A 26,293-nucleotide genomic window follows, 5' to 3' on the forward strand; every position below is an offset into this window, starting at 1 on the left:
CTGGAAATTTACTTCAACAGTACGCTTTTTTACACCTGGAAAATTAAATGATTTATGGGTACACTTTGTCACTGGCAATTCCTTTTCTTTATTCGACGTAGGTAACTGAATTATAAAGAATTATTTGGGAATTGCCACTACCTTCGTGCAATATTGGGGTTAGGTACTCGATGCCACCTTGATTGAATCATCGGAGCGTCTTAACAACGCCATCACACTGGAAGTAAATGCCGAAGGTGAAGCGATTAAGTTTGAAGACGGCAGCCAGCCGGAAATATCCTGCTTGATGCACAAAGTGCGGACGTGAATGCAGCTTGGCTCAAGAAAGGCAAAGGATTACATTTTGGTTACCATAGCTACATGTGGTGAATTCGGAGACGGTTATGGGCGCGGAATACATACCGCACCTGCCAGCGAGAGCGAAATAACGCATTTTGAGGCAATAGACAAAGGATTGGGAAGCCAACGCCAACTGGCAGTTTCTAAGACAACGCAAAATCAAGAGCGCGATTATGCACCGGGCACACAAAAACAAACCGCTCTCAGCACGACAAAAGTTGGCAAATAAATTAATCAGTAAAAAAAGTTATATCGTCGAACGATATTTCGCTACCGGCGCTGATGACCTCTTTCTTGCGCTTGTAAAATTAACTCGGATTGTTCCTTTGTGGCTGGTATCTCAACAGCAAACTTATTTTTTGATATATGGATGATAAAAAATGGAAAGGGGCTGGCATACGGTGATGACCATAAACAAGCCGTGGAATATTATTTTCAAACGACACTTTTTGCATGGTTTTATTATTTCCAGGTAATCCTGGACACCAGTCAGGCTGAATTAAACCTGCCGCTACTAAGGGAGGGATATTACCGCTGCACTTCCAAATTCCTCGTTTCCATCCTTTGGATATGACTTAATCATCCCCCTATGGGCTGCAATGTTGAAAGAGAGACAACCATCATCGTCCTCCTCAACATCTTTTGGCATTGATATTCTAGGCAATTTAAAACAGCCGTTAATAACATTTTGGTTTACTTCTGCGCGAGAATCTTCAATAGCCATGATTCAAACTCCTATTCAGTTTGCGTTGTGGTTAGGGGCTGTCAGGTGGGCTAACACTTGATAACACCGCTTTTACCTGAGTCTGTCAGGTGGCGGTTACTGCTTTTGTTTTCATGCTTGGATTGCACGCTCTACTTTTGGTAAGCCAGCTTTACGCGCGTTCCACAAGTCATAAGTTGCTTGCTGTGCTATCCATAGATCAGCCTTTCCGCCATTCTCTACCCCTAACCATCCTTCCAGCCGCAATGCCATTTCAGGGGATATTGCAGCACGTCCATTTAGTACACGAGATAATGCAGCACGGCTAACGTTAAGCTGTTCAGCTGCTTTTGTTACCGACAATCCTAAAGCAGGTAATATGTCATCCCGCAAAGTTTCGCCAGGGTGTGGTGGATTATACATTTCACTCATTTCTAAAATTTCCTAGTGATAGTCTTGGTAATCAACTAAAACCGCATCTTCACCTTCAAAAGTAAAAGTCATTCGCCAATTACCATTCACTGTTACTGAGTAATGGTCGCTAAGACTACCGCTTAAAGAGTGCAAACCCCAGCCAGGTATATTCACATCGCTTGCTTGTTTAGCAAGATCAAGCCTTACTAATTGCCTTTTTAATCTTGCTGCATGATGAGGCTGGATTCCTGCTAGGTTACCTGTTGTAAAGAAAGCTTGAAGCCCTTTATGCCGGAAAGTCTTTATCATGCTAAATTGTATAGTGTGGCGTTACGGGTTGCAATTGTTATTTGACAGCATGCAAGCTTGATTTGATTTTGCCCTCAAACTCAATTCCAGCCCGTTCTAATATCCATGATTCGATTTTGACGTGCCAAACGCGCAGCAGGTCAAGCGGACGGCGTATATAGTTTTGCTCTCGCACGCCCTGGGGTTTGTGTCCCTGAATCTGTGCAGTAATACCAGATGGCATTTCTATCCACTCGCATAAGTTGGCAAATGATCGTCGAAGCCCATGTAAAGTTAATTCTAATCCTGCAATAGCACAGGCTTTTCGGTGAGCTATGGATGGATCGGCTAGACGACCACTTACAGCAGTAGGGCTTGAAAATACCTGCTTGTTCCGACGCGGTAAAGAAGCTAATAGGTAAGCTACATAGGGTGTTAACGAGATAATTCTAAAATCATCTACTTTGTCATTGATTGTCAAACTATTCCATTGGAAATCTATATCTTGCCAGCGTAGGCAGGCGATTTCTTCACGACGTGCACCAGCCACTAATAAGGTTTGCAGATAAGCAGATATAACAGGGTTCTGAATTTGTCTGACAACAACAAACCATGTTGATAATTGTTCGCGTTGCAGTACGTCATGTTTGACCTTGGCCTTTCCGAGGCTTTCTCGGGCATCAATACTCTGCGCTGCATTGCTTGTAACAATAGCATTATAGGTAGGATGTCTAGCACACCAAACTAAACAACCACCAGCTAAAGCCGGTGGGTTTGAGTTACGGACTGAAAGTCCGGATACGCGTCGACTAAACGACGCGTCTTATTCCGGCTCCATTTTAAAATTATCGTCTGGATCTGGCTCAAAATGATGCTCCAAGTATTGTTTGATCATCTCTTCTGTCATCTGACCTACTGTCGCGCAAAAATACCCTCGTGCCCAAAAACGCCTTCCCCAATACTTCTTCTTCAGGTGTGGAAATTCTTAAAACAGATAGCTCGATGTTCGTCCTTTTATCCGTCTCATGATCTCACTCGGAGCCATCTCCGGAGGACAACTCACCAGTATATGCACATGATCCTTACTCACTACACCCTGTACAATCATCCTGATTTCAAATGCTTCGCACGTCTGACGAACCAACTCTCGAACGCGTTCTGCTACCTCTCCTTTCAGAATCTTATCGATACTTCGTTACCCATACAAAATGGTATTCAATTTGATAAACCGTATGACTTCCATATCTATAATCCATGCCACACCTCCTGTGTGGCATATTCTCGCAGCTAAAGCTGACCGGCTAAAGCCGGTGGTTTTAACCTTATGATGGACAATAAAACTGAAGCAAGGCTGGCTATATTCACCTGGATCGAGTCCTGGTATAACCCACTCGGAGGCATTCCGGGCTTGGATACTTATCACCCAACAATTTTGAAAAAAAATTGAATGAGAAAAATCAAATCAAGATAAACTGCTATCCCCTTTCACAGGTCGAGACTCTCTCGGCTCGATGAAAAACTGTCCGTCAAAATGGGACAACTCCATTTTGTTCATGAGGAATAAAATCCTTGAAACATACTCTATGGTATTAACAAAAAATTGGTTTTATATTGATACACATAAAAGGTATTTGGTTATAATAGAATGTTGTTTATTTGCATCGATATGTAAAACATACTAATCGCTAAAGCCGACGAACGGATTGATGAGCTATATAAACTCATTGATGATGTTCCCACTGAGGAAACACTGAGGAAATGAAGAAGGATAAGGTAGGTATCTATTAGCTCGCTGCATCTGCCTCTCGAACACCAGATCGGCACCATTTTTTAGTTAACTAAAAAATATATTGCCGTCATCAGTTTTAGTCTGTTCGATCATGAACATAAAATTACTCCTATGACACGCGCCAATCTGCTTTGATTATTTATAGAATAGGATCTGGTTAATCGAAACTAAAAATTTTTGAACATTCAGTGTATGGTTACCACTAAACTCAACTTTAGGCGAAAAGATGGGAATTGAGCGTCAAAAAATGCTCGCCGGTGAACTCTACAATCCACTCGACCCCGAGCTAGTGCTCGCGCGTGAGCGTGCGCGAGATTTATGCCGTGCGCTCAACGATACGCGAGAATCTCAGCAAACTGAGCGACGGCGCATTCTGCAGGATCTCTTCGGTGCTGGTGGTGATACCGTGTGGATGCAGCCACCATTCTACTGCGACTATGGCTCAAATATTTGCCTTGGTGAGCGGGTGTTCTTCAACTTCAACTGCGTCGTACTTGATGTGTGCGGAGTGAAAATTGGGGACTATACATTATTTGGTCCGGGAGCGCAGATTCTTACACCATTGCATCCATTCAATGCTGCCTTACGTAGAGAACGGGAGTTCGGAAAGCCAGTGGAGATTGGTAGCGACGTTTGGATTGGTGGCGGCGCACTCATTTTGGCTGGTGTTCATGTCGGCTCACGAGCTGTCATTGGTGCTGGTAGCGTCGTAACGCGTGACATCCCTGAGGATGTTTTTGCAGCTGGTAATCCATGTCGAGTCATTAGAGATGTTTCGCGGTAGATTTCTTAGTTTAATATGCGGGTAAAGTAGTAGCTGAATTCCCGAATATTCTTAAAAGGTAAATGAGCACTGACAGATGCCATAAGTAATCTTAGTCAGATGCGAATTACCCTGTTAGCTTTTTACGATGAAACGGTGGATTTCTACCGTTTTTTCCATTTTATTTAATTATCTCTTTCACTCAACTCACTTGTAAAAAGGGTTTTCGACCCCACCTAGATAGTTACTTGTTGAAAAGATCAATAAACTGCTGCTAGAGGCTAAATGGATTTTCATCAAGCCTCTTTGTGAAATCTGCGGCGCTTTCAACATTCATTGAAATGGGTTTTTACGCTTATTTTAATTGAGAGGGGATTATGAAATCTTTGAGCCGTGACTTGTCTGTATCATTATCACAGTATGCTGCTCTACAATATCAAACACCATTGCTTTTAATGGACAGTGACGCTTTTAACAATTTGATAGATAAGAAGAGATATTTTGTAACAGCACCCATTCATTCAGATATCGAAGTCAATAAAAATTTAGTTATTGCGCCATTTTCGGCAAAAGGTAATCAAACATTAGCCATTGACTACGGCTCTGTGTTTATTGTCCTGGATGTTCTTAAGAATTATGAGGATGAGATTGAAGGATTGGAGCCTGGCTATATGATTGTTACTGTCGAGTCGCTTTTTCCGCTTGATGAAGCAACCATTAGTTATACTAGACCACAAACTCTTCACTAACTTTCGTCTGTCTCTAGTTCAAGGGTCGCGCCGGTCAGCGGCGCGAGGGACATGAAGGGCAAAGCCCGGAATGCTGTCCCCGAACCCTAACATAGCTTGGTTTTATCCTGACTTCCCCTTATTGCTGAATAGTTCTTAATTTTTGTTATTTTTTGGCTCACTAAAGCGGATAAATCTGATAACTGGACTTAGTCATATTTATTCCAGTTGCTTAGATATAATTGTCTCGCAGCAAGACTTGCATTCACACGATTGGATCAAGCAATAACGAATGAGACAGAAATGACAATAAATAGAAACGAAAGCTTCGTCGGAAAGATCGCGTTCGTGACCGAAGCTGGGAGCGGTGTTTCGCGTAAATTACCATGGCCGATTTCACGACAATTATGATGGCTGGTTGGTAAACGTCCAGCGCTACCACCTATTCTTGTTTCTGCTGTAGCGACTTAATGAACTCCGGTGCCAGGGGTAACAGTTCATCGATACGATTATTGGGCCAAGCGGGAAATTTAATGAGCGTATCTTTGAGCCATGCAGATGGGCCAATCCATTGAGTTGAGCGGTACCGAACAGGGTTTGGATAGCGGCTGCGCGCTTGCCACGCTCTGAGCCGGTAAATAACCAATTCTTTTGCCCAGCGCAATGGGGCGGATAGCATTTTCAACCGGCTTGTTGTCGATGGGCAGGTGACCGCTTTGTGCGTAACGAATCAGACTTGGCCAGCGTTTCAGGGTATAATCCAATATTTTGGCGGAGCCACCACCATTGGCAGTTTTGGGGCGTGTTTGTATCAGCCAATCATGCGGTGCATTGAGGGCGGGCAGGCTTTTTTCTGCACGCAGCTGTTGGCGGTCTTCGATCGTCAGGTGTTTGCCTTCGGCCTCTATGGCATACAGAACGCCGATGCGTTGTAATGCTTCCATGGCTATGGGACTGTTATTGGCTTGGTGCAGGTCGAAGAATTTACGACGGGCATGAGCCCAGCAACCTAGTTGCAACCTAGTTCAGTGCAGGGCGATGCTGATGAGAATAAATCACATTCAGGATAGCCCCGAGGTGGTTCGACCGGACGCTTAAAGCGCAACGTAACAGCGATAGATTGATTTGGCAACGGTAATTTGAAGCTACCTAAGAATCCTGCCTTCTTTCTCTAGCTCTCTTTTGATTCCTTTGTAAAGATCACTGTAACAGAGCCGATCATCACCGCGGGCCAGAGAACGAAGGCAGGCATATTGCACAATGTTAGTGATAGCGGCACCGGTGAGTTCATATTTTTGAGCGAGTGTCGGCAGATCAACGTCATCAGCTCGTTGCACTTTTACTGGGAATGTTGCTCTTGATATTGGTGACAAGAATGACCAGGCCATTGTAGTGCTCAAGCCGCTGAAGAAGGTATGACACTTCCTGGTTGGCATACTTGTCATGCGCATCGCGCACACTGGTTCGTTTGCCGAAAAGGGCATCGGCCTCGTCGAAGAAGAGGATCCAGTCTTTATTGTTCGCTCTCGAGAAGAGATTGGCGAGATTTTTTTCTGTCTCACCGATATATTTGGAGACTACCGTAGAAAGGTCAATGCGATAGACGTCTCTGCAGGTGTATTTTCCTAGCAGGGATGCTGTAAGCGTCTTTCCTGTTCCTGGCGGGCCATGGAAAAGAACGCGATAACCGGGTTTGAGTTTGCGATGCATCTCCCAATCGTTCATTAGGGTTTTGCCATGCCTCACCCAGTCTTCGAGTTCTTTGATCTGTTCCAGCGTATCGCTATGAAGCACGAGGTCCTCCCATTCTAACTCTGTTTCAAGCAGCTCGGCCGGGAAATTGATACTGAATCGGGGCTGCGCAACACGTCCCGTCGTGAAGAGATCAACGTAATCCTGTGAGAGGATGATGCGGCCGCTCATACGCGGCTCACCCTCGGGCACTTCTTCCAGCCAGAGGATATGCTCCTTCGCAAAGAGATGATTTTCACTGAAGAGATGATGCAGCTCAACTCGCTTTGCAGCGTCTTTACCCGCGAGAAGGAAAAGAGCAGTTTCACCGGTTGGAAGAAACCCCCGAAAACTTTTACCGCGAGAGCCGCCAATCTGTGGGAAATCGCCGGCGCGAGGCAGGGCACCCTGAATTGTACTCAACCGGTAAACCATAACCATCAACCGCTAAATGAATCTTTGTGGTGTTACCCGCACGGCTTTTGATCTTCGGCCTACGATTCTTGACCTGCTGCTCCCGCACTATGCTGATGCACTTTAATGTAGCTGCCGTCAATGAATTCCCACTCCCAATCCGCATCAACGATTAGTGCCTTGAAAACCCTGACCCACTTGTTACTCAATGACCAGGCATTGAATCTTTTGTAGATGGAATTCCAGCATCCAAAAGCCTAAGGTCAAGTTTCGCCACGGGCAGCCAACCCGCATTCGATACAGCATACCTTCTACCGTCATGCGCAGATTGCGCTTGTTATAAATCGCTTCTTGAAGCAGAATCTTCTCTAGCTTCGGCCAGAACTCATCAGTGAGCATCAGTCGGGGCATCGCAAACTCGTTTTGTTGGTGGTGTGGGAACCTCAATATTTAAGAGTTTGTTTCTATCTATGAAATACTTATCTCAAAACGTCAACAGACCCTAGCAACATAATAATAACGTGTTTAAGGTTGCCGGTTATGTGGGTATGCAGGCTGCGACACAAATAAATGCTAGCAACATAATAATAACGTGTTTAAGGTTGCCGGATAGCCAGATTTAAGTAATCCTGCTTTATGTTTATGATCGGGCTGTTAGTTAGTATGCACATGAGCGTTACTTCCATTTATGTTTGATTTAAGGTTTCAACACCCACATCAAATTCAGTATGCTCTTTATTTTAAGTGCATAGCTTATGTCTGCATAGGAATTCCTAAAATTTTCCAAATACAGATCTATTTTTCAGACTTCATTAATAGCTTTAAAGCATCTTGTGCAGCTTGTTTAGCTGCTTCTGGATTTCCATCCTTACCTTTTTTAACAGCATCATCTAAATATTTAATGCTTTCTTCCAAATGCTTGTGGTCAGGCTCGGAACCTTCTTTACTTTTTTTATCTTTTAAAGCGTCTACATAAATTTTAGCCATGCTGGCATGTTCAGCAATTACATATCCATTTGTTGCTTCCATTGCAGATTCAATATGCTCAATTGCATGCGCCAACTGGTGATTTGCTGCAAATGCGCTAATCGACAAGAAGCACATGCTTATGATACTCATAAATAAGTTGATAGTTTTCATATTTATCGTCAATAAAATTTTATTAATTAGTATCTATATCAAATTGAACTTCTGGTAAAAATATATGTAAAACACCGAGCAATCTGTACGATAACCAGCACAGCTGTATGAATAAGCCATTTATTTAAATTTTCTAAGATGGCATGCCAGCCCTTCTGGACAGCTATTTCGCAAGCTTCCTTTGGCACTACAAGCCTTTCAGCAGACTGTCCATAGCAGATGCAGGTGTTCACATTCGATAAACAGCCTGAGATTCTTGACCAATCAATGCGATCAGTTAAAAGGTTGATGTCAAACATGGGCTGTTTAATTTCTGATGGTTGTGGATCTGGAAGAATGGGTATCGATGGCTTTATTTCAACAACTGGAATAATCGGTTGTGTTTCAGATTCTTTTGCTATTTTCTCTGGTTCAGGGTCTTTACGTATGAAGTACTTAGACGCAAGACTTAACCATAGTATGAAACAAAACCTAAAGCTAGAACTAGGATGAAGAGTGCTGAAGGTAAGCGCCTGGATGGCTTAATATGTGCCGTAGCTGAGTGATAAAGATTACAGGCATTTCTTGGCAGTGTGTAATTGCTGGTAATGGCTAAATCCCGGTTACTTTTTGCCTTTGTGTTGTTGCAGTATTCAGCCCATTCGTAAAGCTTGCGGCCCGCCCAGGTGCAGCGAAAGTAATTCTGCTAGGTCAATGGCATAGTTTGTCGGATGCGATACTGAATGAAACGACACTGTGCCCGATTCCGCAACCAGCTGGGGTGGTCAACGATAAGCTAAATGGCCTATTAACGAGCAGCTTCAATTCCATAATTGAATCAGCGGCACACTCTCAAAAAGACCATTTGCTTACAGCCATTAGAATACCCCATCCATTAGCGGCTTGTTTCAGCTACTCGCAAGTACCACTTTTTAGCATTTCTGCCGCATGCTTGCGAGTAACTTCAGTAACTTTGGCTCCGCCTAGCATGCGTGCAATTTCATTGATCCGTCCTTGTTGATCCAGAACGGTAATTTTACTTAGAACCTGCTGATTTTCTGCTGTGTCGTCTGACTTGATCACTTGCCATTGCTGATCTCCCGTTGCAGCAACTTGCGGTAAATGGGTGATACACAATACCTGCCGCTCTCTCCCCAGTTTCTTCAATAAATTTCCGACAATCCCGGCAACTTGCCCACCAATTCCAACATCAACTTCATCAAAAACGAGCGTTGGTACCACACCCACTTTACTGGTAATAACTTGTATGGCCAAACTAATACGGGACAGTTCTCCACCAGAGGCTACTTTGGCGAGGGGTCGCAAGGGCAATCCCTTGTGTGCCGCAACCTGAAATTCTATCTGCTCCAAACCGTTGGCATTACCCTGCTCCAGCGGTATCAATGCAACCGAGAATTCTCCTCCTGTCATGGCGATTTTCTGCATCGCAGCACTCACCTGACGGGATAATACTTCTCCGGCTTTTAAACGTACCGTACTGAGTTCTTCAGCCCGCTTGAGATAATCAGCCTGTGCAGCAGCTTCAAGAGCTTGCAGATGACTAATATCTGTATCTGAACCTAATGCTTCCAGTTGATGCGTAACGGTTTCCTGAAATTTGGGTAATTCTTCTGGTGCAACACGAAATTTTCTGGCAGTCGTATGAATTGCTGCCAATCGCTGCTCAATATTCTGCAATGCTTGCGGATCCAGCTCCAGGCGCTGATGATAGTGCTTCAATGCGTAAATGCTCTCTTGCAGTTGAATCTGGGCTGAATCCAGAAAATCAGTAATTGTTTTCAACTGATTGTCATATTCGAGCAAGTTTTGCAGTTGGCTATTTACTGTATTAATTTGTGTCAATACCGCATTTTCATGCTCGGACAATACATTTATTCCCATTTCAGCAGCTGCCAGTAAAGAAGCTACATGCGACAATCGGCTGTGGTTAGCCTGCAATGTTTGCCATTCCTCAAGCGTAAAACTCAGCGCTGATAATTCGTGCAATTGCCACTCAAGCTGCTCGCGCTTGTCACGTGAATCTGCTGCACGCTTCTCCATGCTAATTCTTTGCTGATAGCAATCTTGCCAATTTCGATAAGCTGTCTTGACCGCGCATGCCAGATCACTACAACCAGAAAAAGCATCCAGTAATTCACGCTGCGAATCTTTCTGTAACAAAGATTGATGCGCATGCTGACTATGAATGGCTACCAGATAGTCCCCTGCAGTGCGTAATTGCTGCAATGTAACTGTATGACCATTAATATAACTGCGTGAACGACCATTCATTTCAATAATGCGGCGCATCAGGCAAATATCAGGGTCACCTTGCAGATCGTTTTCGTTCAACCAATGCAGCAAATCCGGCAAGCGGCTAATATCAAATGTCACATTGATTTCAGCACGCTCACAACCCAGCCGTATCTGACTCGCATCACCGCGTTCACCCAAGGCAAGAGTCAAGGCGTCGATTAAAATAGATTTACCAGCTCCCGTTTCTCCTGTCAGAACCGTGAAACCGGGCATAAAATCAAGTTCAATCCTGTCAACTATAACAAAATCTCTGATGTTTAAATGTTTTAACATGATCACACTTGTTCGAATACATCAGGGAAATTCACTCCAACCCAGTTTTTCTCTCAGCATACGATAGTAACTGTGGTTGACCGAATGCAACAATCGCACTGTTTTTGGAAAGCGTCGCACAACAATGTTATCCGTCTGTTCCAGATCAAAACAGGAATGACTGTCACAGTTGATTCGCACATTGGCAGAACTATGCATCTGGACTTGTACACTGGCATCAGGCCCGATAACTATAGGGCGATTACTGAGCGTGTGCGGGCAGACGGGCACTAGTGCGATTAAATCCAGACTGGGGTGCAGGATGGGCCCACCGGATGATAGCGCATAAGCTGTTGACCCTGTTGGCGTAGTTACAATCAAACCATCAGAACGTAGCGTATTCACATATTCATTATCAACTCTCACCTCAAATTCAATCATACCGCTGCTCATGCCACGGTATAACACCACATCATTAAATGCCAGACTGCCGAAAACACTACCTCCGCCGCGAATAACTTCTGCATACAATAACATGCGACGCTCAGTCGTATATTGACCTGCCAGCATTTCATCGAGTGCTTCAAACATGGTATCTGCGGATAAATCCGTTAGGAAACCAAGCCTTCCCTGATTAATGCCAATTAAAGGCACATCATAAGGAACCAGCATACGGGCGATATTTAACATCGTGCCATCACCGCCCATTACAACAGCAAGATCAGCTTTTTCACCAATTTCTTCCAGCGATAGCACGGGATATTTATCGCTGCAAACGTGGGAGGCTGTTAGGTGATCAAGTAAAACTTTATAATTCTTATCAGTCAAATACTCGGCAAGATTGAGAAGCGGCATCGCAATTTCTGGATTTTTATGTTTACCGATTAGTGCGATGGTTGTAAATGGAAAACTCATTACTTAAAAGCGCTAAAATTACGCTAAGATTAATTAAATTAACAGGGAATCTGTGTAAGCTATATAAATAGCCTTATCACAAATATCTAACCAAAATAAAGCATATAAAAAAAATACACAAACCTACAATAGAGTTCAAATAATTATGAATAATACGCTGGCTTTCAGAAAATTAGCGTATATAAATATGGCAAAATTGCTGCTTACAACTAAACAATGAAAACCATTGATTGGTGTAAAATTACCTTATGCTTAATGAACGTGCTCAAATATTATTAAAAACATTGGTAGAAAGATATATACACGAAGGTCAACCCGTTGGTTCTCGTACACTTTCTAAATACTCTGGATTAGATCTTAGTCCTGCAACCATTCGTAATGTCATGGTCGATCTTGAAGAAATGGGCCTAGTTACCAGTCCACATACTTCAGCAGGAAGAATCCCAACCCCCAAAGGTTATCGTTTCTTTGTGGATACATTATTGGTGGTCAAAACACTCGAAAAGGTGGAACTGAATCATCTGGAAAGCCAACTGCATCCTGATAATCCTTCACGTTTAATCAATGTCGCCTCTCAATTGCTTTCAGAACTTACTCACTTTGCAGGAGTGGTAGTTACTCCAAAGCGTAAAGGAGCGGTATTTCGCTATATCGAATTCATGGCGTTATCCGAGAAGCGCATCCTGTTGATTATTGTAACACCGGAAGGGGATGTGCAGAATCGCATTATTTTTACTAATACTTCCTATAGTCAATCCGATCTGATTGAAGCTGGCAATTTTATTAATCAACACTATGCGGGCTGTACGCTGGATGAGATTCGAGGACGTCTGGATAACGAATTAAAAGAACTCCGCAGTGAAATGATCAGCTTAATGAGTGCAGCTATTGAAATGGGCGGTAATGCCGTCAATGAAAGTAGTGAAGCTGTGGTTTTAGCGGGTGAGCGAAACCTCCTCCAAGTTCACGATTTGACCGAGAATCTGATCAGCCTAAAAAAATTATTTGAATTGTTCGAGCGAAAAACCAAGTTATTGCAATTACTCGAATTAAGCCGACAAGCACATGGTGTAAAGATTTTTATTGGTGGTGAGTCTGATGTTGCATCACTAGAGGAATTCAGTGTAGTTACAGCACCTTATGAAATGGAAGGAGCAGTTGTTGGAACAGTTGGCGTGATTGGCCCCCGGCGCATGGCTTATGAACGTATTATCCCGATTGTCGATATTACTGCAAAACTTCTCTCCAGCAGCTTATCGCAGCATTAATGCTCCGGCTAAGTAACCGATTCACCGGTCAGTATTAGGAATATAAGTACAAAAGCTCATCATTGCCACCAATCTAACTTCATGATTTCCAATTCTATCTATCAATATAATTCTCCCAATCAAACCGGTGTGCTACTGATCAATCTGGGAACGCCTGATGCACCAACTGCTCAAGCACTACGCCCATATCTCAAGGAATTTCTGAGTAATCCTCGTGTGATTGAAATTCCCAGGCTGATCTGGTGGCCCATCCTACACGGCTTTATATTGCCCTTCAGACCCAAGGAATCGGCTGAGAAATACGCAAAAATTTGGATGCCAGAAGGCTCTCCGCTCAAGGTCCACACTGAGCGGCAAACAAAACTGTTGAAGGAAGAATTGCAAATACGGTTACAAACCCCACCCATCGTGGAATATGCCATGAATATAGGCAAACCTTCTGTTGCAACTGTATTAGCAAAAATGCAGAAACAGGGCTGCGAGCGCATTCTCATCATTCCCCTGTTTCCCCAATATGCGGCCAGCAGTACCGCAGCCGCCATGGATAATGTTTTTACAGTATTAAAACACATGCGCAATCAACCCTCCATTCGTACCGTTAAACAATATCACGACCACCCTGGTTATATTGCAGCACTGGCACAGGATGTGCGTGATTATTGGAACTTACAAGGCCAGCCTGACAAGCTGATTATCAGTTTTCATGGTACGCCGCGTGCAAGTTTGGATAAAGGTGATCCATATTATTATGCCTGTCAGAAAACTGGACGCTTGTTAGCCGAAGCATTGGCTCTAGATACCAATCAATATACCATTTGTTATCAATCGCGTTTTGGCAAAGCCAAATGGCTAACTCCTTACACCGCCACGACTTTAATGCAGCTAGGTAAGCAGCAGACGCAGCGGGTTGGTGTGGTATGCCCAGGATTCGTATCTGACTGTCTTGAAACATTGGAAGAAATCGCTATGGAAGCAAGAGATACATTCATTCAGGCCGGTGGCAAGGAATTTCATTATATTCCTTGCCTCAACGAACGCAATGACTGGATTCAAACACTCGCCGATATCACTTGCGCTCATCTGCAAGGGTGGCTGGATATGCCAATTACAGAAGAGGCATCTCGGTTATCCAGAAAACTGGCCTTAGAGATGGGTGCTAAAGATTAGACATCTGAATAATAGAAGACTTATCTAATCTAATCTGACTGTTATCATCACTCTTCTGTTTTTATATGACCCTCTAACCCGAGTCTTTTTAATCAATCCTGATGCGCCCCGCTCATCTTGAAAAACCTGCAGCTCCACGCAGTACGTTAAAAACGATTGCCACCCTGCTACCTTACTTATGGGAATTTAAAATCAGGGTTATCCTGGCGCTCGGCCTGTTGGTATTGGCTAAACTCGCCAATGTTTCAGTGCCCTTGGTTCTAAAAGAGATTGTTGATGCCTTGGATCAACCGCGCGCTATGTTAGTGCTACCGGTTTTTCTGCTGATCAGCTATGGCATTTTACGCCTGTGCAGTACCCTATTTGGAGAATTGCGCGATGCCATCTTTGCCAAAGTGACGCAACGGGCGATTCGGCGAGTCGCCAACAAAGTATTTGGACACCTGCATTCGCTGTCTTTACGTTTTCATTTGGAACGCCAAACCGGTGGCGTTTCGCGCGATATTGAGCGCGGCACGCGCGGTATCTCATTCCTGCTGAATTTCATGCTGTTCAATATCCTGCCCACCCTGTTGGAAATTGGTTTGGTGCTCGTCATATTAATCAGCAAATACGATATCTGGTTTTCCATTATTATTTTCTTGACTCTGCTGGCTTATATTGCACTGACACTGATTGTCACTGAATGGCGCATGATTTTTCGTCGTACCATGAATAACCTGGATTCAAAAGCCAATACTCAGGCAATCGACAGTTTATTAAATTATGAAACGGTAAAATATTTTGGCAATGAGACTTGGGAAGCGAAGCGTTACGATGAACATTTGCAATCCTGGGAAAAAGCTGCCATCCGCAATCAAACTTCGCTGGCCACGCTGAATGCCGGGCAAAGCGCTATCATTGCCATTGGCGTTACGCTACTGATGATATTGGCTGCTGATCATGTAATCGATGGCAATATGACATTGGGGGATCTGGTGTTGATCAATGCTTTTATGCTGCAACTCTACATGCCATTGCATTTCCTGGGTTTTGTCTATCGGGAAATCAAGCATTCGCTAACCGACATGGAGCGCATGTTTACTTTACTGGATGAAAACAAGGAAATTCAGGATAAGCCGAATGCCAGCACCCTGAATGCCCGGAGCGCAACGATTCGCTTCAACCACGTTAATTTTGGCTATGAATCTAATCGCCAGATACTGTTTGATATCAGTTTTGATATTCCAGCCGGACAAAACATCGCAGTGGTCGGTCATAGTGGCTCGGGAAAATCAACATTGGCACGCCTACTGTTTCGTTTTTATGATGTTCAATCTGGCAATATTCTGATCAATGACCAAGATATCCGAGATGTCACTCAACAAAGTCTGCGCGAAGCCATTGGTATCGTACCGCAAGATACCGTATTATTTAATGACAGCATTTATTACAACATCGCCTATGGGCGACCTGATGCGATGCAGGAAGAAATTTTTGCCGCAGCACGGGCCGCGCATATCCATGACTTCGTTGAAAGCCTGCCAGAAAAATATGTAACTATTGTCGGTGAACGTGGCTTAAAATTATCTGGCGGTGAAAAGCAACGCATAGCCATCGCCCGTACTGTTTTAAAAAATCCGGAAATTTTGATTTTTGATGAAGCAACCTCTGCGCTGGATTCAGAATCAGAGAAACGCATACAGGTGGAATTAAAGCGTATTGCGAAAAATCGTACTACACTGACGATTGCCCATCGGCTTTCCACCATCGCCGATGCCGATCAGATTCTAGTGATGAGTCATGGCCGAATCATTGAACGTGGTAACCATCAGCAGTTACTCGCATCTAATAGCAGTTACGCACATATGTGGGAACTACAACAACAGGAGGAAGCGGATAAGCACCACCCAGCTTCCAAATGATTGGATCGCGAGATTTATGCACGCAAGCCTTGTTAAAAATTAGACGCAGCGGATGCGTGAGAGATAAAGTTTGTAGCTCTGCATTGATAGCAATTGATTTAAAAGCCATCGATAACTCAAAATACCGTGAGGTTCTTTTGATGGCAAGCAATATTACTTTGAGCTTTATGATGCACATATGAAACACAAAAAGGGTTGGTTGCAGCGTTTACATCCATTTAAAACCGCCGAAGCCCGGCGTCTTGCGATCTTATTCGCTATCGTATACTTTGCCCAAGGTATGTCCGCACTTCCCGTTCAAGTAATCACTATTAACTTCAAGGATCAGGGTTTAGAAGCTGATGAAGTTGCAACCTTTTTTCTGGTTGCATCAATTCCGTGGTTCATCAAACCGCTATACGGATTAATCTCGGATTTTGTACCCTTATTCGGCCAACGGCGTAAGAGCTATCTATTGCTGACTTCAACCCTGGCATGTATCGCGGGATTAATTGCCGGGTTTTCACCATACCATACCTATTGGGAGCTTGCCATTCTCTATATGCTGATGGGATTAGGGCTGGCCTATAACGATGTATTAACCGACGCACTGATGGTGGAAAAAGGTAAGTTAAAAGGGCTTACTGGGGCTTTCCAATCTGTGCAATGGAGTGCGGTTACTGGTGCAGCGATCGTGGTAGGGTTGCTAGGTGGATATTTTGCTGAGCATCGGGAGCTGCAAGTTGCTTTTATTATTGCAGCCATATTCCCTTTTATCGTGTTGCTCATGGCGAAATTTTTTGTACGTGAAAAACCTGTCGATCCCCAGCAAGATAATTTCAAAGAAATATGGGCAGCACTACGGGCAGGTTTTAAAGAGCGTTCGGTATGGTTAGTAGCGATTTTTATCTTTCTGTTCAATTTTAGCCCATCTTTCGGTCCAGCTTTTCTCTATTATCAAACTGATGTGCTCGGCTTCAGTCAACAATATATTGGCTTCCTAAATGCCACCGATTCAGCATCTAGCATTATTGGTGCACTCATCTACGCACCTATCTCGCGATTGATGCCGCTGCGCCGTTTAATTAACTTCGCTATCGGTTTATCAGTATTGACTTTATTGACTTATCTTGCTTACCGTGGAGATATCTCCGCTCTGCTTATCCATATTATCTGGGGTATTATGGGCATGATTACTCTTCTCGCATTTCTCGATCTGGCTGCAAGAGCCTGCCCTAAGCGTGCAGAAGCGACTTTCTTCGCGCTACTCATGTCTCTTTTCAATCTTGGTACATTGGCTTCACAAAATATCGGCGCCTATCTATACACCGAATTGGGTGAGGGGTCATTTGCCTATACGTGGCTAGTAATCATCTCCACGTTTGCGACGGCTGCGATCTGGCTACTCGTCCCGCTGGTGCATATCGAACGCATCGAGTCCCGCACACAGCGCCGCAAATAGTCTTCCTCACTTACATTGCACTTTACCTAACAGAAACAATCTAATGTAGCGATGACTGGCGAAGTCTAGTGTATCGAAGTGAATAGTAATGAGAAAAATATCGAATAGATGAAGAGATATAAAGAAAGTTATTGTCACTCCTGAATTCGAGGAAGAGCCATGAAACCTTATCTGTTATTACCTTGTTTGTTATTGAGTGCCTGTGTGGGATTGCCGCCAGCTATCGAAAATGCACCAGCAATACAACTTTCCTACAATCAAGTCAGCCGAGACATCAATAGCTATAAGGATGCCCCTGTACGCTGGGGTGGTGTGATTATCGATGTGGAAAACGAAGAGCAATCCAGCTTGATGCAAATATTATTCTACCCACTCGATTATAGAGGTCGTCCACAATTATATAAGGCCGGTGAAGGGCGCTTTGTTGTTAAAAGTACTGAATTTCTTGATCCGGTGATCTATGCTAAGGACAAAGAGATTACTGTTGCCGGGGTAATTATTGGGAATATCGAACGCACTGTTGGCAAAAAAATTATCCAGGTACCGCTGCTATCAGCCACGGCCATTTACATGTGGCCACCCTATCGCAGCTACTATGATTATCGTAACTATGGGCCCTACCCTTATTTCGGCTATCCTGGTTATTATCCATTTTACCGCGGCGGATTTTATGGTCCATACTATAGATGGTAATGATCGGCAATGCTTGGGCAGTCAGCATTTATTAATTCTTAGGAACGGTTAAATATCTCACCTAGAAAATTAGCAATTGATTGATATGCCCGAGTTGCTGCTATTTCCTTGTATACTGTTCCAAATCCGGGGTTATTGGCTTTCGGATTAGTAAAAGCGTGCATGGTGCCACCATAAACATGCACTTGCCAGTCTACACCTGCGTTCGTCATTTCTGTTTCAAAAGCGAGTACCTGTTCTGGTGGCACCATCGGATCATCATGACCATGCAAGCAGAGAATTTTGGCGGTTATTTTTTCGTTGCGCACCTGGCCTGGTGCAAAAATACCGTGAATACTGATTACTCCTCGGACATCCGCACCTGAGCGGGCCAGTTCCAATACGCACATGCCACCAAAACAGTAACCCATCGCTGCTACCTGAGCAGGGTCAACCTGCGGCAGTTGCCGTACCGCATGCAGCGCTGCTGTTATCCTGCGCCTGAGCAGTGCTCGATCTGCTGCAAATGGACTCATTAATGCACCATTTCTCTCAGTATCGCCATCAGCCCCAAATATGCCTTTGCCGTACATATCCAATGCAAAACCTACATAGCCCATGCCGGCAACTTTTTCCACCGCTCTACAGGCAAATTCCCGCCGCCCACTCCAATCGTGCGCTACCAGTACAGCAGGCTGGGATGTATCCGTTTCGTGATAGGCTAGATAACCTTCCAATTGGGTATTGCCATCCTGATAATCTACGGTTTTTGTAATCATATGGTTTATTCCTTATTTTTATTAAGGTTAAACAAACAATCAGGCAGAAACTTTCTTCATTCACCATACTTCTTTCTAAATAAATTTCTGATAAATATATTAGCGGTCTCTGCATAGTTGACTTCTTCGAATAATTTATTATTTTCAAGCGATTGATTTATGAATTAAGCATACAAAACACTCTAAAAACACAGCTATGAAGAGGTCTTTACTAGATTATCTAATTACTTTTCATTTGCCAAGCATAAAAGCTGTTTTGTGTAGCGAACAAATTAACTACCCGGTTTTATATCAAATTCCCCAAGCGGATTTCAGAAGAAACGTGCAGAAATGGCATATGAGTTGATATGATGAAGGTGGATTAGATGCTTCTTTACTGGAAAGACTGGTATAAGTATCGCATCGTCGGGTGCTGGTAGAGAAAGTGATGCGTATGGTAGAACAGTATCGAAACTGTCCCATGGCCTGCAACGTTAAACGCTCTTATCGGACAGCTTGGCTGCCATTATGTGAAAGCCAGAGTCTCTGTACTGCGCTAGTCCTGCCGGACAAATGACTATCATGCACGGCCCAAGAAAGCTTGTTACATTCGATGTTTCTGGTAGAGAAAAAAGCTGAATTCGGCAAATCGGATAACCGTCAGATCGAGTCTAAACTACAACTCATATGCTTTATTATATCGCTGCACCTTGTTTATATCGCTGCACCTTGTTTATATCGCTGCATCTTGTGAATATTTACTTGTTCAGTCCGTCTTGTTTTTTGATCCACTTCTGCACCACCAGACTCCCTATCAAATCTCCTTCTACATTTACCGTTGTGCGAATAGTGTCGAGTATGCGGTCAACTGGCATCAAAATTGCAATTGCTTCAACAGGTAATCCAACTGATTGCAGTACCATTGCCATCGTGACCATGCCCGCACTAGGAATGCCGGGCGCACCGATTGCCGCTAGCATGGCAGTTAAGAATACAATTGCCTGTTGCAACAAGCTAAGTTCCATACCGACTAGGTTTGCTACAAATAGAGCAGCAACTGCTTCATAGAGTGCCGTACCATCCATGTTCATAGTAGCACCCAAAGGAATCACGAAACCCGCCACATCGCGTTTAACATGCAAATGCTGTTCAGCACAACGTAAAGTAACGGGTAATGTTGCTGCACTAGAGCTGGTAGCAAAAGCAGTAATGAGCGCTTCACGCGCACCCAGCCAGAATTTAAGGGGTGTCATACCAGTAAGCAGATAAAGGATGAGTGGCAATAAGACCACCCCATGCAGCAAAGTAGTGCCCAACACAACAGCCACAAATTTGATTAAGGTTCCTAACAGATGAGTATCTTGTGTCGCGATCAATTGTAACAGTAATGCCATGATGCCGAACGGCGCCAGACGCATGATCCAACCGACCAGCATCAGGATTAATTCCAGGAATTCCTGCATGAGTATCAGAATATTACGATAACGCTCACCGCCTACCACCAGCGCAATACCCAATAATAAAGCAAATATCACTACCGCCAGGACGTTGCCCTGTGCCAAGGCAGCGATCGGGTTTTGAAATAGTGAATGCAGAAAATGGGCAAAGAAATCAGATAATGACATTTGCGTTGCCTTGAAGCCTTGCATTGCATCCTGAAACATGGTTATCTGCAATTCATTGCCCGGTTGCAATAGATTAGCAGCCGTTAATCCCAGCATAACCGAACATACCATCGTCGAGACAAAGAAAACAAGTGCTATTTGCCAGACACGATTCATCTGCCGATGTGAACGTAAATTTGCTACACCGACCACAATCGACGTGAAAACAAGTGGAATCAATACCATTCGCAGCAAATCAATGAATAGTGTACTCACCAGTTTTGCTACATATAAACCATTTTGCGCAATATCCGATTCCTGGCCTAATAAAGCAAACCAGAAACCCAATAGAATTCCTAATAAACTGCCTAGCAGAATTTGGGTATTGAGTGATATTCTTTTCACTAGTTGATTTCCATGGATAAAAGAGATTACACCCAGTTTTTTCCGATCAGAAAATCGGTATACAATTTATCTTCGGCGCTACCTGCTGCTGGTTTCCAGTTGTAACGCCATTTTACAATCGGCGGCAAGGACATCAAGATAGATTCCGTACGCCCTCCCGTTTGCAAGCCGAACAAAGTACCCCGGTCCCATACCAGATTAAATTCCACATAACGCCCACGCCGGTAAGCCTGAAAATCACGCTCTCGCTCGCCATAAGGTGTATCTTTACGCCTCTCCAGAATAGGCCGGTAAGCCATCAGAAAATGTTCCCCAACATTTTTGGTGAGGCCAAAACAAGTAGCAAAATCAGGCTGATTCAAATCGTCAAAGAAAATACCGCCGATCCCACGCGGTTCTTTGCGATGCTTTAGATAGAAATACTCATCGCACCATTTTTTCAGGCGGGGGTAGCGATCATCCCCAAACGGTTGCAATGCATTCTTACAGGCTTGATGGAAATGAATCGCATCTTCTGCAAAGCCATAATAGGGTGTAAGATCCATGCCGCCGCCAAACCACCAGACAGGCTCAGCATTTTCTTTACGCGCTTCAAAAAACCGTACATTCATATGCACTGTCGGCGCATAAGGATTACGCGGATGCAAAACCAAAGATACCCCCATCGCTTCAAATGAACGGCCAGATAACTCAGGACGCGCAGCAGTAGCCGATGCAGGTAATCCAGCGCCATATACATGAGAGAAATTAACACCACCGCGCTCCAGAATATTGCCTTCTTCAATGGCACTGCTCATTCCACCCCCACCTTCCGGACGATCCCACTGATCACGTTTGAATGTTTTGCCATCTATCTGCTCAAGCTCTTTGACGATGTTATCTTGCAGGTTGATAAAAAATTCTTTAACTTGCAGTGTATTCATGTAAGCTCCGGTTTTAATTTTGTTTAATTCAACAAATGAATATACGAATGTTTTAGGAATTCTTATTTTAGTTAATCTCGTATAACCCTAAGGCAACGGATTGCATTTTACCCGCAGCTATATTGCATGATGAAGTAATTTCATTATTGATATTCATCATCCCCGATTTCAGGAATGCGATTCAGAAAATCAAAGATACGTATGATAGACTCGTGCAATTCGTTTTAAGAGAAAATAAAATGTCTGGAAATACATTTGGCAAGCTTTTCAGTGTCACCTCGTTTGGTGAATCTCATGGCCCCGCGATTGGCTGCGTTGTGGATGGATGTCCACCTGGACTAGAAATAAGCACAGAAGACATCCAGCGAGAACTGAATCGACGCAAACCGGGCACATCGCGTCATGTGACCCAACGGCGCGAACCTGATACCGTAGAGATTTTATCAGGCGTATTTGAAGGCAAGACCACTGGCACACCGATTGCATTGTTGATTCGTAACGAAGATCAGCGTAGCAAGGATTACAGCAAGATTATGGATGTTTTTCGTCCTGGTCACGCAGATTATACTTATTGGCAAAAATATGGCATCCGCGATTATCGTGGAGGTGGTCGTGCATCGGCACGGGAAACAGCGGTTAGGGTAGCAGCCGGCGCTATCGCAAAAAAATGGTTGCGTGAAAGATTTAGCATTGTTATTCGCGGCTATATGACTCAACTGGGACCCATTCAGATTCCTTTCAAGCAATGGGAGGATGTCAATCATAACCCTTTTTTCGTAGCAGACAGCAATTATGTCGATCAACTAGAAACTTTTATGGATCAATTGCGCAAATCGGGTGATTCTGTAGGTGCCAAGATCAGTGTAGTTGCCCAAGGCGTGCCGGTTGGCTGGGGTGAGCCTGTCTATGATCGGTTAGATGCAGAAATTGCTTATGCCATGATGAGTATTAATGCGGTAAAAGGCGTGGAAATCGGTGCCGGCTTTGCCAGTGTTACCCAAAAAGGGACGGAGCATTCGGATGAAATGACCCCGGATGGCTTCTTAAGCAACAATGCAGGAGGCATTTTGGGCGGTATTTCTACCGGCCAAGATATCACCATTAATGTAGCAATCAAACCAACTTCCAGTACTCGTCTCGGACGGCGCTCTATTGATAAAAATGGCGCTCTGGTGATTGTTGAAACCCATGGTAGACATGATCCCTGTGTCGGTATTCGCGCCACACCAATTGTGGAGTCCATGTTGGCATTAGTATTAACCGATCATGCGCTACGGCATCGTGCGCAAAATATTGATGTAAATTGTAAAACACCAAAAATACCGGGTAAATTAAGTATTGCTGAAGATAGCGGGATAACAAAAACACCATTTAAAGAAAATCCAGAACCCGAAGAAGATATATAGGACAGCCAGATAATAAGCGTACATCTGTTAGCACTAAACAATCACCGGCTTTAGCCGGTGGTTGTTTAGTAATTTTATAAAAAATGATAATAGACAACCTGATCAAAAGCGCCACTTTGGAATAGCAGTAGACGATAAGGAATTAGTGAAGCAGACACTTGAACAGATGGGCATCAAACTCTTAGAAGGCCCTTTTCTTGATCCTTGGAGAAACCGAGTGGAAATCACTACCTATAGTAATATTCAATATACAAAAGCTGATCATGTATTGCAGGGAATGGGGCTTGGTCATCTTAAAAAACTGATCAAGCCCTGGTCGAATTGAATGCAAAAGGTTTAGGACCTAAGAAAAATTATGATAATTGTTAGGCGCTTTAAGGATCTAATTAAATTTTCTTGAAAAGTGCTTCCAAAATAGGAAGAGCCCATATAAGTATTAAAGTATAATTTAAACTTCAATATATCAACAGTAAATAACAAGGAATCAGCTTTTCAACTTTTTCATAAGTGCAATTTTCTTATCAATCTCAACAGTTAATTTATAATCCTTCCTGAATATTCTATTTCGTTAGTCCTGCTCTACTTTTAAGATTTTTCCATTGGAATCCAATTCGAGTTCGAGTTTTTTCCCTTCAGTTTTAATTTCTATCTCGTAAACAGTAACTGTTCCATCTGGTTTTATCACCCTTTCTGCGTCCTCAATAGTCGCTTTCGGGTATGCATTGGTAATAGCTTGAATTATCGGTTCGGGCAGTGCCTTAACATCGAGAGTTTCTTCAATTTGTAGAATCACTCCATCGGAGTCATACGTAATTTCGTATTCTCTGCCGTTTTCCTTGTATTCCACTTCATAAACGGCTTTGCCTTCGAACATTTCCTTCTCGAATTCTATCTCTTTGGCATTTGGATAAGCCTTCTCAAAAGCTTCAAGTACTGCTTTTGGTATTTGATGTTTGCTCACTTCTCTTGCACTAGCATTCGCCAGACCGAATGCTATCAAAAAGATGGTCAATATCGTCGTCATCCAAAATTGCGTTTTCATAAAACCTCCTTTGACTGGAATCAAATATGTACTGATTAAAGTACATCGATCTACTTAAATTTCCGAATGTGATCGAAAAGAATGCAACAAAGAATTTTGTTACCTTATCTGTCTACTCTTTAGCTGATTACTTGTCAATTTTTTGAGAGATAAAAGGCATGACGTATTTCGTAAAATCGGCGACCTGCAACGCCAGGCATTGCGCACCACTACGGAAATGAACGATGCCATCGCGCACATCACCCAAACCTTCCAGCCGCGTATCGATGCCATCAATGATCAGCTCAAAACCCTGCAGGAAGGCGTGCAAGGCTACTGCGAAGCACACCGCATCGAGCTGACGGATGGCGGAAAAGTTAAAACCGCCAACCTCATCACCGGCGAAGTCCAATGGCGCCAACGCCCGCCCAGCGTATCTGTCCGGGGATCTGAATCAGTCATTGAAATGCTCAAGCGCTTGGGGCTAGGCAGATTTATCCGGATCAAAGAGGAAGTCAACAAAGAAGCCGTCCTCAACGAACCGGATGAAGTGCGTGGAGTAGCAGGTTTAACGGTAGTTACCGGCGTGGAAGACTTTGTGATTACGCCATTTGAACAGGAGGCGTAAAAGATTCACCAGATAGCGTTAAAACTAGCGCTATCGAGTGAGTTTTTTTACGGAGGATCAGGTTATGGATACAGACCGCGGACTGATTAAGTGGCTTATATCAGGTGATACAGGAATTTCAAGCAAAGCAATTGTTGCGCAGATGACAGGCGTTGAAACTAATAATGGTTGGTCCGACTATCCGCGCGACGGTGCAGATTTCGGTCGCTGCCACCGATTGCTTGAAATAATGCCGGAATTTAAGGTGCGAATCGAAGAAATGTCGCAACGCTCCCCCCAATGGGCTGTGCTGGTGAAACACTGGGCAGAACTGACTGATCTTTATTTGGCGAAATCACCCTTTATATACGAAAGGATGGAACAAATATTGAGCGCTGCCCCAAACAAACGACAGATTGATCTTGGAAATGGTATTTCGTTTGAAGTTCCGAAAATAGACTAATTATGAAACCAGCCACTACCAAAGAACTAAAACGCAAGCGCGAACTCGCTCAAATCCACATCGCCAAGTCAGACCTTGGCCTGGATGACGACACTTACCGGGCTATGTTGCTGGATGTCGCAGGCGTAACAAGCGCAGCCGATTTATCAGCCAGAGGGCGGCGGGATGTGCTAGAGCGATTTATATCCAAAGGGTGGACTAATAAAAAGCATCGGCGCGGCAAATCGCCCAACACAGCCGCCTGGAAAGCACCGCTCATGAGCAAAATCGGCGCGCTGCTTGCAGATCAAAAACTCCCCTGGAGCTATGCAAACGGCATAGCCAAGCAAATGTACAAAATCGCAAAGGTCGACTGGTGCGACGAAAAGCAACTGCGCGGCATCATCACAGCACTGGTTAAACGGGTAGTCTGATTGATGAATCAAGCAATTGACACATCGCTATTACCCGGCATTCTGCAGGAAATGGTTGAGCTGATCGGCCAGGCAGCTACACTCAAGCTGGTGGCCAAATATGGCGGCGTGCGCATTTATGTGCCTAAAGTTTTAGGCTATGACCATCCGTTAGTAGAAACTGTCGGCATGGTAGAAGCATCGGCGCTGGTAGCCCGCTACCAAGGAGAAGTCCTGGAAATCCCAAGGGCCGTATCGCTGAACGTAGCCCAGCGAAATGCTGCAATCAAACAGGAATATCAGGATTTAAGCCAGCGCCAACTCGCGCTGAAATATGGGCTAATTCCAATTCTATTTAGGAACAGCATTAATAATCCAATCCCATCCGGTAATGCTGCGCATAGTTTCCTGGTTTGATTCGAGGCTTTTTAGCGCGCTCTCCAGATGTATCTCAAGCGCATCCAAACTATCGAAGGCACGGTTATGAAAGA

At 43.9% G+C, this 26,293-nt stretch carries 27 protein-coding genes and 3 pseudogenes; 15 read left to right on the plus strand and 15 right to left on the minus strand.

All coding sequences use genetic code 11. The features are described 5' to 3' along the window. The first annotated feature begins 343 nt into the window (after positions 1–343). Complete coding sequence (locus BM021_RS12170) at positions 344–568, plus strand: hypothetical protein (RefSeq protein ID WP_143074341.1); 225 nt, start codon at positions 344–346, stop codon at positions 566–568. Between the two features lie 285 nt (positions 569–853). On the opposite strand, the gene BM021_RS12175 is transcribed toward BM021_RS12170, so the two are convergent. The 5 genes and pseudogenes from BM021_RS12175 to tnpA form a co-directional block, all read right to left on the minus strand. Continuing rightward, the gene (locus BM021_RS12175) at positions 854–1,063 is read right to left on the minus strand and encodes a hypothetical protein (RefSeq protein ID WP_090721307.1); all 210 of its coding nucleotides are present in this window, start codon (positions 1,061–1,063) and stop codon (positions 854–856) included. Between the two features lie 111 nt (positions 1,064–1,174). Then, positions 1,175–1,474: a HigA family addiction module antitoxin gene (locus BM021_RS12180; protein ID WP_090721308.1), complete on the minus strand. Its 300-nt coding sequence runs from the start codon at positions 1,472–1,474 to the stop codon at positions 1,175–1,177. A 12-nt stretch (positions 1,475–1,486) separates the two neighbouring features. Continuing rightward, positions 1,487–1,765 (minus strand): type II toxin-antitoxin system RelE/ParE family toxin, encoded by a 279-nt coding sequence (locus BM021_RS12185; protein WP_090721309.1) that lies wholly within the window; start codon positions 1,763–1,765, stop codon positions 1,487–1,489. A 37-nt stretch (positions 1,766–1,802) separates the two neighbouring features. After that, entirely contained in the window at positions 1,803–2,456 is a 654-nt protein-coding gene (locus BM021_RS12190; protein WP_090721310.1) for a tyrosine-type recombinase/integrase, read from the minus strand. Between the two features lie 111 nt (positions 2,457–2,567). Continuing rightward, positions 2,568–3,000 (minus strand): annotated as a pseudogene (gene tnpA, locus BM021_RS12195) (IS200/IS605 family transposase). Positions 3,001–3,759: 759 nt separating this feature from the next. On the opposite strand from tnpA, the gene BM021_RS12200 reads away from it, so the two are divergent. Both BM021_RS12200 and BM021_RS12205 read left to right on the plus strand, forming a co-directional pair. Then, positions 3,760–4,317 (plus strand): sugar O-acetyltransferase, encoded by a 558-nt coding sequence (locus BM021_RS12200; protein ID WP_090721311.1) that lies wholly within the window; start codon positions 3,760–3,762, stop codon positions 4,315–4,317. 356 nt (positions 4,318–4,673) lie between these two features. Further along, positions 4,674–5,045: a hypothetical protein gene (locus BM021_RS12205; protein WP_090721312.1), complete on the plus strand. Its 372-nt coding sequence runs from the start codon at positions 4,674–4,676 to the stop codon at positions 5,043–5,045. Positions 5,046–5,466: 421 nt separating this feature from the next. Here BM021_RS12205 and BM021_RS12210 read toward each other — a convergent pair. The 4 genes and pseudogenes from BM021_RS12210 to smbP all read right to left on the minus strand — a co-directional run. Further along, positions 5,467–6,040, minus strand: a pseudogene (locus tag BM021_RS12210) (transposase); the annotation flags it as partial. Between the two features lie 307 nt (positions 6,041–6,347). Continuing rightward, positions 6,348–7,169, minus strand: a complete 822-nt coding sequence (locus BM021_RS12215; RefSeq protein ID WP_256207902.1) for an ATP-binding protein — start codon at positions 7,167–7,169, stop codon at positions 6,348–6,350. 1 nt (position 7,170) lies between these two features. Continuing rightward, a pseudogene (locus BM021_RS12220) lies at positions 7,171–7,580 on the minus strand (IS5 family transposase); the annotation flags it as partial. Between the two features lie 384 nt (positions 7,581–7,964). Continuing rightward, a complete protein-coding gene (gene smbP / locus BM021_RS12225; RefSeq protein ID WP_090721313.1) occupies positions 7,965–8,309 on the minus strand; it encodes a small metal-binding protein SmbP in 345 nt (114 codons plus the stop codon). Between the two features lie 225 nt (positions 8,310–8,534). On the opposite strand from smbP, the gene BM021_RS15295 reads away from it, so the two are divergent. Beyond that, entirely contained in the window at positions 8,535–8,801 is a 267-nt protein-coding gene (locus BM021_RS15295) for a hypothetical protein (protein ID WP_143074342.1), read from the plus strand. A 399-nt stretch (positions 8,802–9,200) separates the two neighbouring features. Here the strand turns inward: BM021_RS15295 and recN are convergent, their stop codons facing one another. Together recN and BM021_RS12240 are read right to left on the minus strand one after the other, a co-directional pair. Then, entirely contained in the window at positions 9,201–10,877 is a 1,677-nt protein-coding gene (gene recN, locus BM021_RS12235; RefSeq protein ID WP_090721315.1) for a DNA repair protein RecN, read from the minus strand. Positions 10,878–10,898: 21 nt separating this feature from the next. Next, positions 10,899–11,771: an NAD kinase gene (locus BM021_RS12240; protein ID WP_090721316.1), complete on the minus strand. Its 873-nt coding sequence runs from the start codon at positions 11,769–11,771 to the stop codon at positions 10,899–10,901. 248 nt (positions 11,772–12,019) lie between these two features. Between BM021_RS12240 and hrcA the strand changes: the two genes are divergently transcribed. From hrcA to BM021_RS12270, 5 genes are all read left to right on the plus strand, one after another. Further along, positions 12,020–13,039 carry a heat-inducible transcriptional repressor HrcA gene (gene hrcA, locus BM021_RS12245; RefSeq protein ID WP_090721317.1) on the plus strand — a complete coding sequence of 340 codons (1,020 nt, stop codon included), beginning with the start codon at positions 12,020–12,022 and terminating at the stop codon, positions 13,037–13,039. Positions 13,040–13,120: 81 nt separating this feature from the next. Continuing rightward, positions 13,121–14,206, plus strand: coding sequence for a ferrochelatase (gene hemH / locus BM021_RS12250; protein ID WP_090721318.1), 1,086 nt, complete (start codon positions 13,121–13,123; stop codon positions 14,204–14,206). A 101-nt stretch (positions 14,207–14,307) separates the two neighbouring features. Next, positions 14,308–16,110 (plus strand): ABCB family ABC transporter ATP-binding protein/permease, encoded by a 1,803-nt coding sequence (locus BM021_RS12255; protein WP_090721319.1) that lies wholly within the window; start codon positions 14,308–14,310, stop codon positions 16,108–16,110. A 178-nt stretch (positions 16,111–16,288) separates the two neighbouring features. Then, a complete protein-coding gene (locus BM021_RS12265) occupies positions 16,289–17,551 on the plus strand; it encodes a folate/biopterin family MFS transporter (protein ID WP_090721321.1) in 1,263 nt (420 codons plus the stop codon). Between the two features lie 159 nt (positions 17,552–17,710). Next, positions 17,711–18,244: a Slp family lipoprotein gene (locus BM021_RS12270; RefSeq protein ID WP_090721322.1), complete on the plus strand. Its 534-nt coding sequence runs from the start codon at positions 17,711–17,713 to the stop codon at positions 18,242–18,244. Between the two features lie 38 nt (positions 18,245–18,282). Here the strand turns inward: BM021_RS12270 and BM021_RS12275 are convergent, their stop codons facing one another. The 3 genes from BM021_RS12275 to hemF all read right to left on the minus strand — a co-directional run bounded on the left by BM021_RS12275 (position 18,283) and on the right by hemF (position 21,913). Beyond that, on the minus strand, positions 18,283–19,002 hold the full coding sequence (locus BM021_RS12275; RefSeq protein WP_090721323.1) for a dienelactone hydrolase family protein: 720 nt from the start codon (positions 19,000–19,002) through the stop codon (positions 18,283–18,285). Positions 19,003–19,739: 737 nt separating this feature from the next. Beyond that, positions 19,740–20,990 (minus strand): dicarboxylate/amino acid:cation symporter, encoded by a 1,251-nt coding sequence (locus BM021_RS12280; RefSeq protein ID WP_090721324.1) that lies wholly within the window; start codon positions 20,988–20,990, stop codon positions 19,740–19,742. Between the two features lie 26 nt (positions 20,991–21,016). Continuing rightward, complete coding sequence (gene hemF, locus BM021_RS12285) at positions 21,017–21,913, minus strand: oxygen-dependent coproporphyrinogen oxidase (protein WP_090721325.1); 897 nt, start codon at positions 21,911–21,913, stop codon at positions 21,017–21,019. Between the two features lie 239 nt (positions 21,914–22,152). Here hemF and aroC point away from each other — a divergent pair, with 239 nt between their 5' ends. After that, positions 22,153–23,319, plus strand: a complete 1,167-nt coding sequence (aroC, locus tag BM021_RS12290) for a chorismate synthase (RefSeq protein WP_090721332.1) — start codon at positions 22,153–22,155, stop codon at positions 23,317–23,319. 61 nt (positions 23,320–23,380) lie between these two features. After that, positions 23,381–23,644, plus strand: coding sequence for a VOC family protein (locus tag BM021_RS12295; RefSeq protein WP_090721326.1), 264 nt, complete (start codon positions 23,381–23,383; stop codon positions 23,642–23,644). A 243-nt stretch (positions 23,645–23,887) separates the two neighbouring features. On the opposite strand, the gene BM021_RS12300 is transcribed toward BM021_RS12295, so the two are convergent. Further along, positions 23,888–24,361, minus strand: a complete 474-nt coding sequence (locus BM021_RS12300) for a PepSY-like domain-containing protein (protein WP_090721327.1) — start codon at positions 24,359–24,361, stop codon at positions 23,888–23,890. Positions 24,362–24,503: 142 nt separating this feature from the next. On the opposite strand from BM021_RS12300, the gene BM021_RS12305 reads away from it, so the two are divergent. From BM021_RS12305 to BM021_RS12320, 4 genes are all read left to right on the plus strand, one after another. Beyond that, positions 24,504–24,968, plus strand: coding sequence for a host-nuclease inhibitor Gam family protein (locus BM021_RS12305; protein WP_090721328.1), 465 nt, complete (start codon positions 24,504–24,506; stop codon positions 24,966–24,968). A 64-nt stretch (positions 24,969–25,032) separates the two neighbouring features. Beyond that, a complete protein-coding gene (locus tag BM021_RS12310) occupies positions 25,033–25,410 on the plus strand; it encodes a hypothetical protein (protein ID WP_090721329.1) in 378 nt (125 codons plus the stop codon). A 2-nt stretch (positions 25,411–25,412) separates the two neighbouring features. Continuing rightward, positions 25,413–25,823, plus strand: coding sequence for a gp16 family protein (locus BM021_RS12315; protein WP_090721330.1), 411 nt, complete (start codon positions 25,413–25,415; stop codon positions 25,821–25,823). Positions 25,824–25,826: 3 nt separating this feature from the next. After that, positions 25,827–26,219, plus strand: coding sequence for a Mor transcription activator family protein (locus BM021_RS12320; RefSeq protein ID WP_090721331.1), 393 nt, complete (start codon positions 25,827–25,829; stop codon positions 26,217–26,219). The last annotated feature ends 74 nt before the right edge of the window (positions 26,220–26,293 follow it).

This window comes from Nitrosomonas sp. Nm166, assembly GCF_900112825.1.
In the GTDB taxonomy this organism is placed as follows: Bacteria; Pseudomonadota; Gammaproteobacteria; order Burkholderiales; family Nitrosomonadaceae; genus Nitrosomonas.

Bases quoted from the DNA above. Each gene is read 5' to 3' on its own strand.
- BM021_RS12240 (WP_090721316.1), bottom strand. From the start codon at position 11,771: ATGAGTTTTCCATTTACAACCATCGCACTAATCGGTAAACATAAAAAT.
- BM021_RS12180 (WP_090721308.1), bottom strand. From the start codon at position 1,474: ATGAGTGAAATGTATAATCCACCACACCCTGGCGAAACTTTGCGGGAT.
- BM021_RS12265 (WP_090721321.1), top strand. From the start codon at position 16,289: ATGAAACACAAAAAGGGTTGGTTGCAGCGTTTACATCCATTTAAAACC.
- hemF (WP_090721325.1), bottom strand. From the start codon at position 21,913: ATGAATACACTGCAAGTTAAAGAATTTTTTATCAACCTGCAAGATAAC.
- recN (WP_090721315.1), bottom strand. From the start codon at position 10,877: ATGTTAAAACATTTAAACATCAGAGATTTTGTTATAGTTGACAGGATT.
- aroC (WP_090721332.1), top strand. From the start codon at position 22,153: ATGTCTGGAAATACATTTGGCAAGCTTTTCAGTGTCACCTCGTTTGGT.
- BM021_RS12200 (WP_090721311.1), top strand. From the start codon at position 3,760: ATGGGAATTGAGCGTCAAAAAATGCTCGCCGGTGAACTCTACAATCCA.
- BM021_RS12300 (WP_090721327.1), bottom strand. From the start codon at position 24,361: ATGAAAACGCAATTTTGGATGACGACGATATTGACCATCTTTTTGATA.
- hrcA (WP_090721317.1), top strand. From the start codon at position 12,020: ATGCTTAATGAACGTGCTCAAATATTATTAAAAACATTGGTAGAAAGA.
- BM021_RS12255 (WP_090721319.1), top strand. From the start codon at position 14,308: ATGCGCCCCGCTCATCTTGAAAAACCTGCAGCTCCACGCAGTACGTTA.
- BM021_RS12310 (WP_090721329.1), top strand. From the start codon at position 25,033: ATGGATACAGACCGCGGACTGATTAAGTGGCTTATATCAGGTGATACA.
- hemH (WP_090721318.1), top strand. From the start codon at position 13,121: ATGATTTCCAATTCTATCTATCAATATAATTCTCCCAATCAAACCGGT.
- BM021_RS12275 (WP_090721323.1), bottom strand. From the start codon at position 19,002: ATGATTACAAAAACCGTAGATTATCAGGATGGCAATACCCAATTGGAA.
- smbP (WP_090721313.1), bottom strand. From the start codon at position 8,309: ATGAAAACTATCAACTTATTTATGAGTATCATAAGCATGTGCTTCTTG.
- BM021_RS12320 (WP_090721331.1), top strand. From the start codon at position 25,827: ATGAATCAAGCAATTGACACATCGCTATTACCCGGCATTCTGCAGGAA.
- BM021_RS12270 (WP_090721322.1), top strand. From the start codon at position 17,711: ATGAAACCTTATCTGTTATTACCTTGTTTGTTATTGAGTGCCTGTGTG.
- BM021_RS12205 (WP_090721312.1), top strand. From the start codon at position 4,674: ATGAAATCTTTGAGCCGTGACTTGTCTGTATCATTATCACAGTATGCT.
- BM021_RS12185 (WP_090721309.1), bottom strand. From the start codon at position 1,765: ATGATAAAGACTTTCCGGCATAAAGGGCTTCAAGCTTTCTTTACAACA.
- BM021_RS12315 (WP_090721330.1), top strand. From the start codon at position 25,413: ATGAAACCAGCCACTACCAAAGAACTAAAACGCAAGCGCGAACTCGCT.
- BM021_RS12175 (WP_090721307.1), bottom strand. From the start codon at position 1,063: ATGGCTATTGAAGATTCTCGCGCAGAAGTAAACCAAAATGTTATTAAC.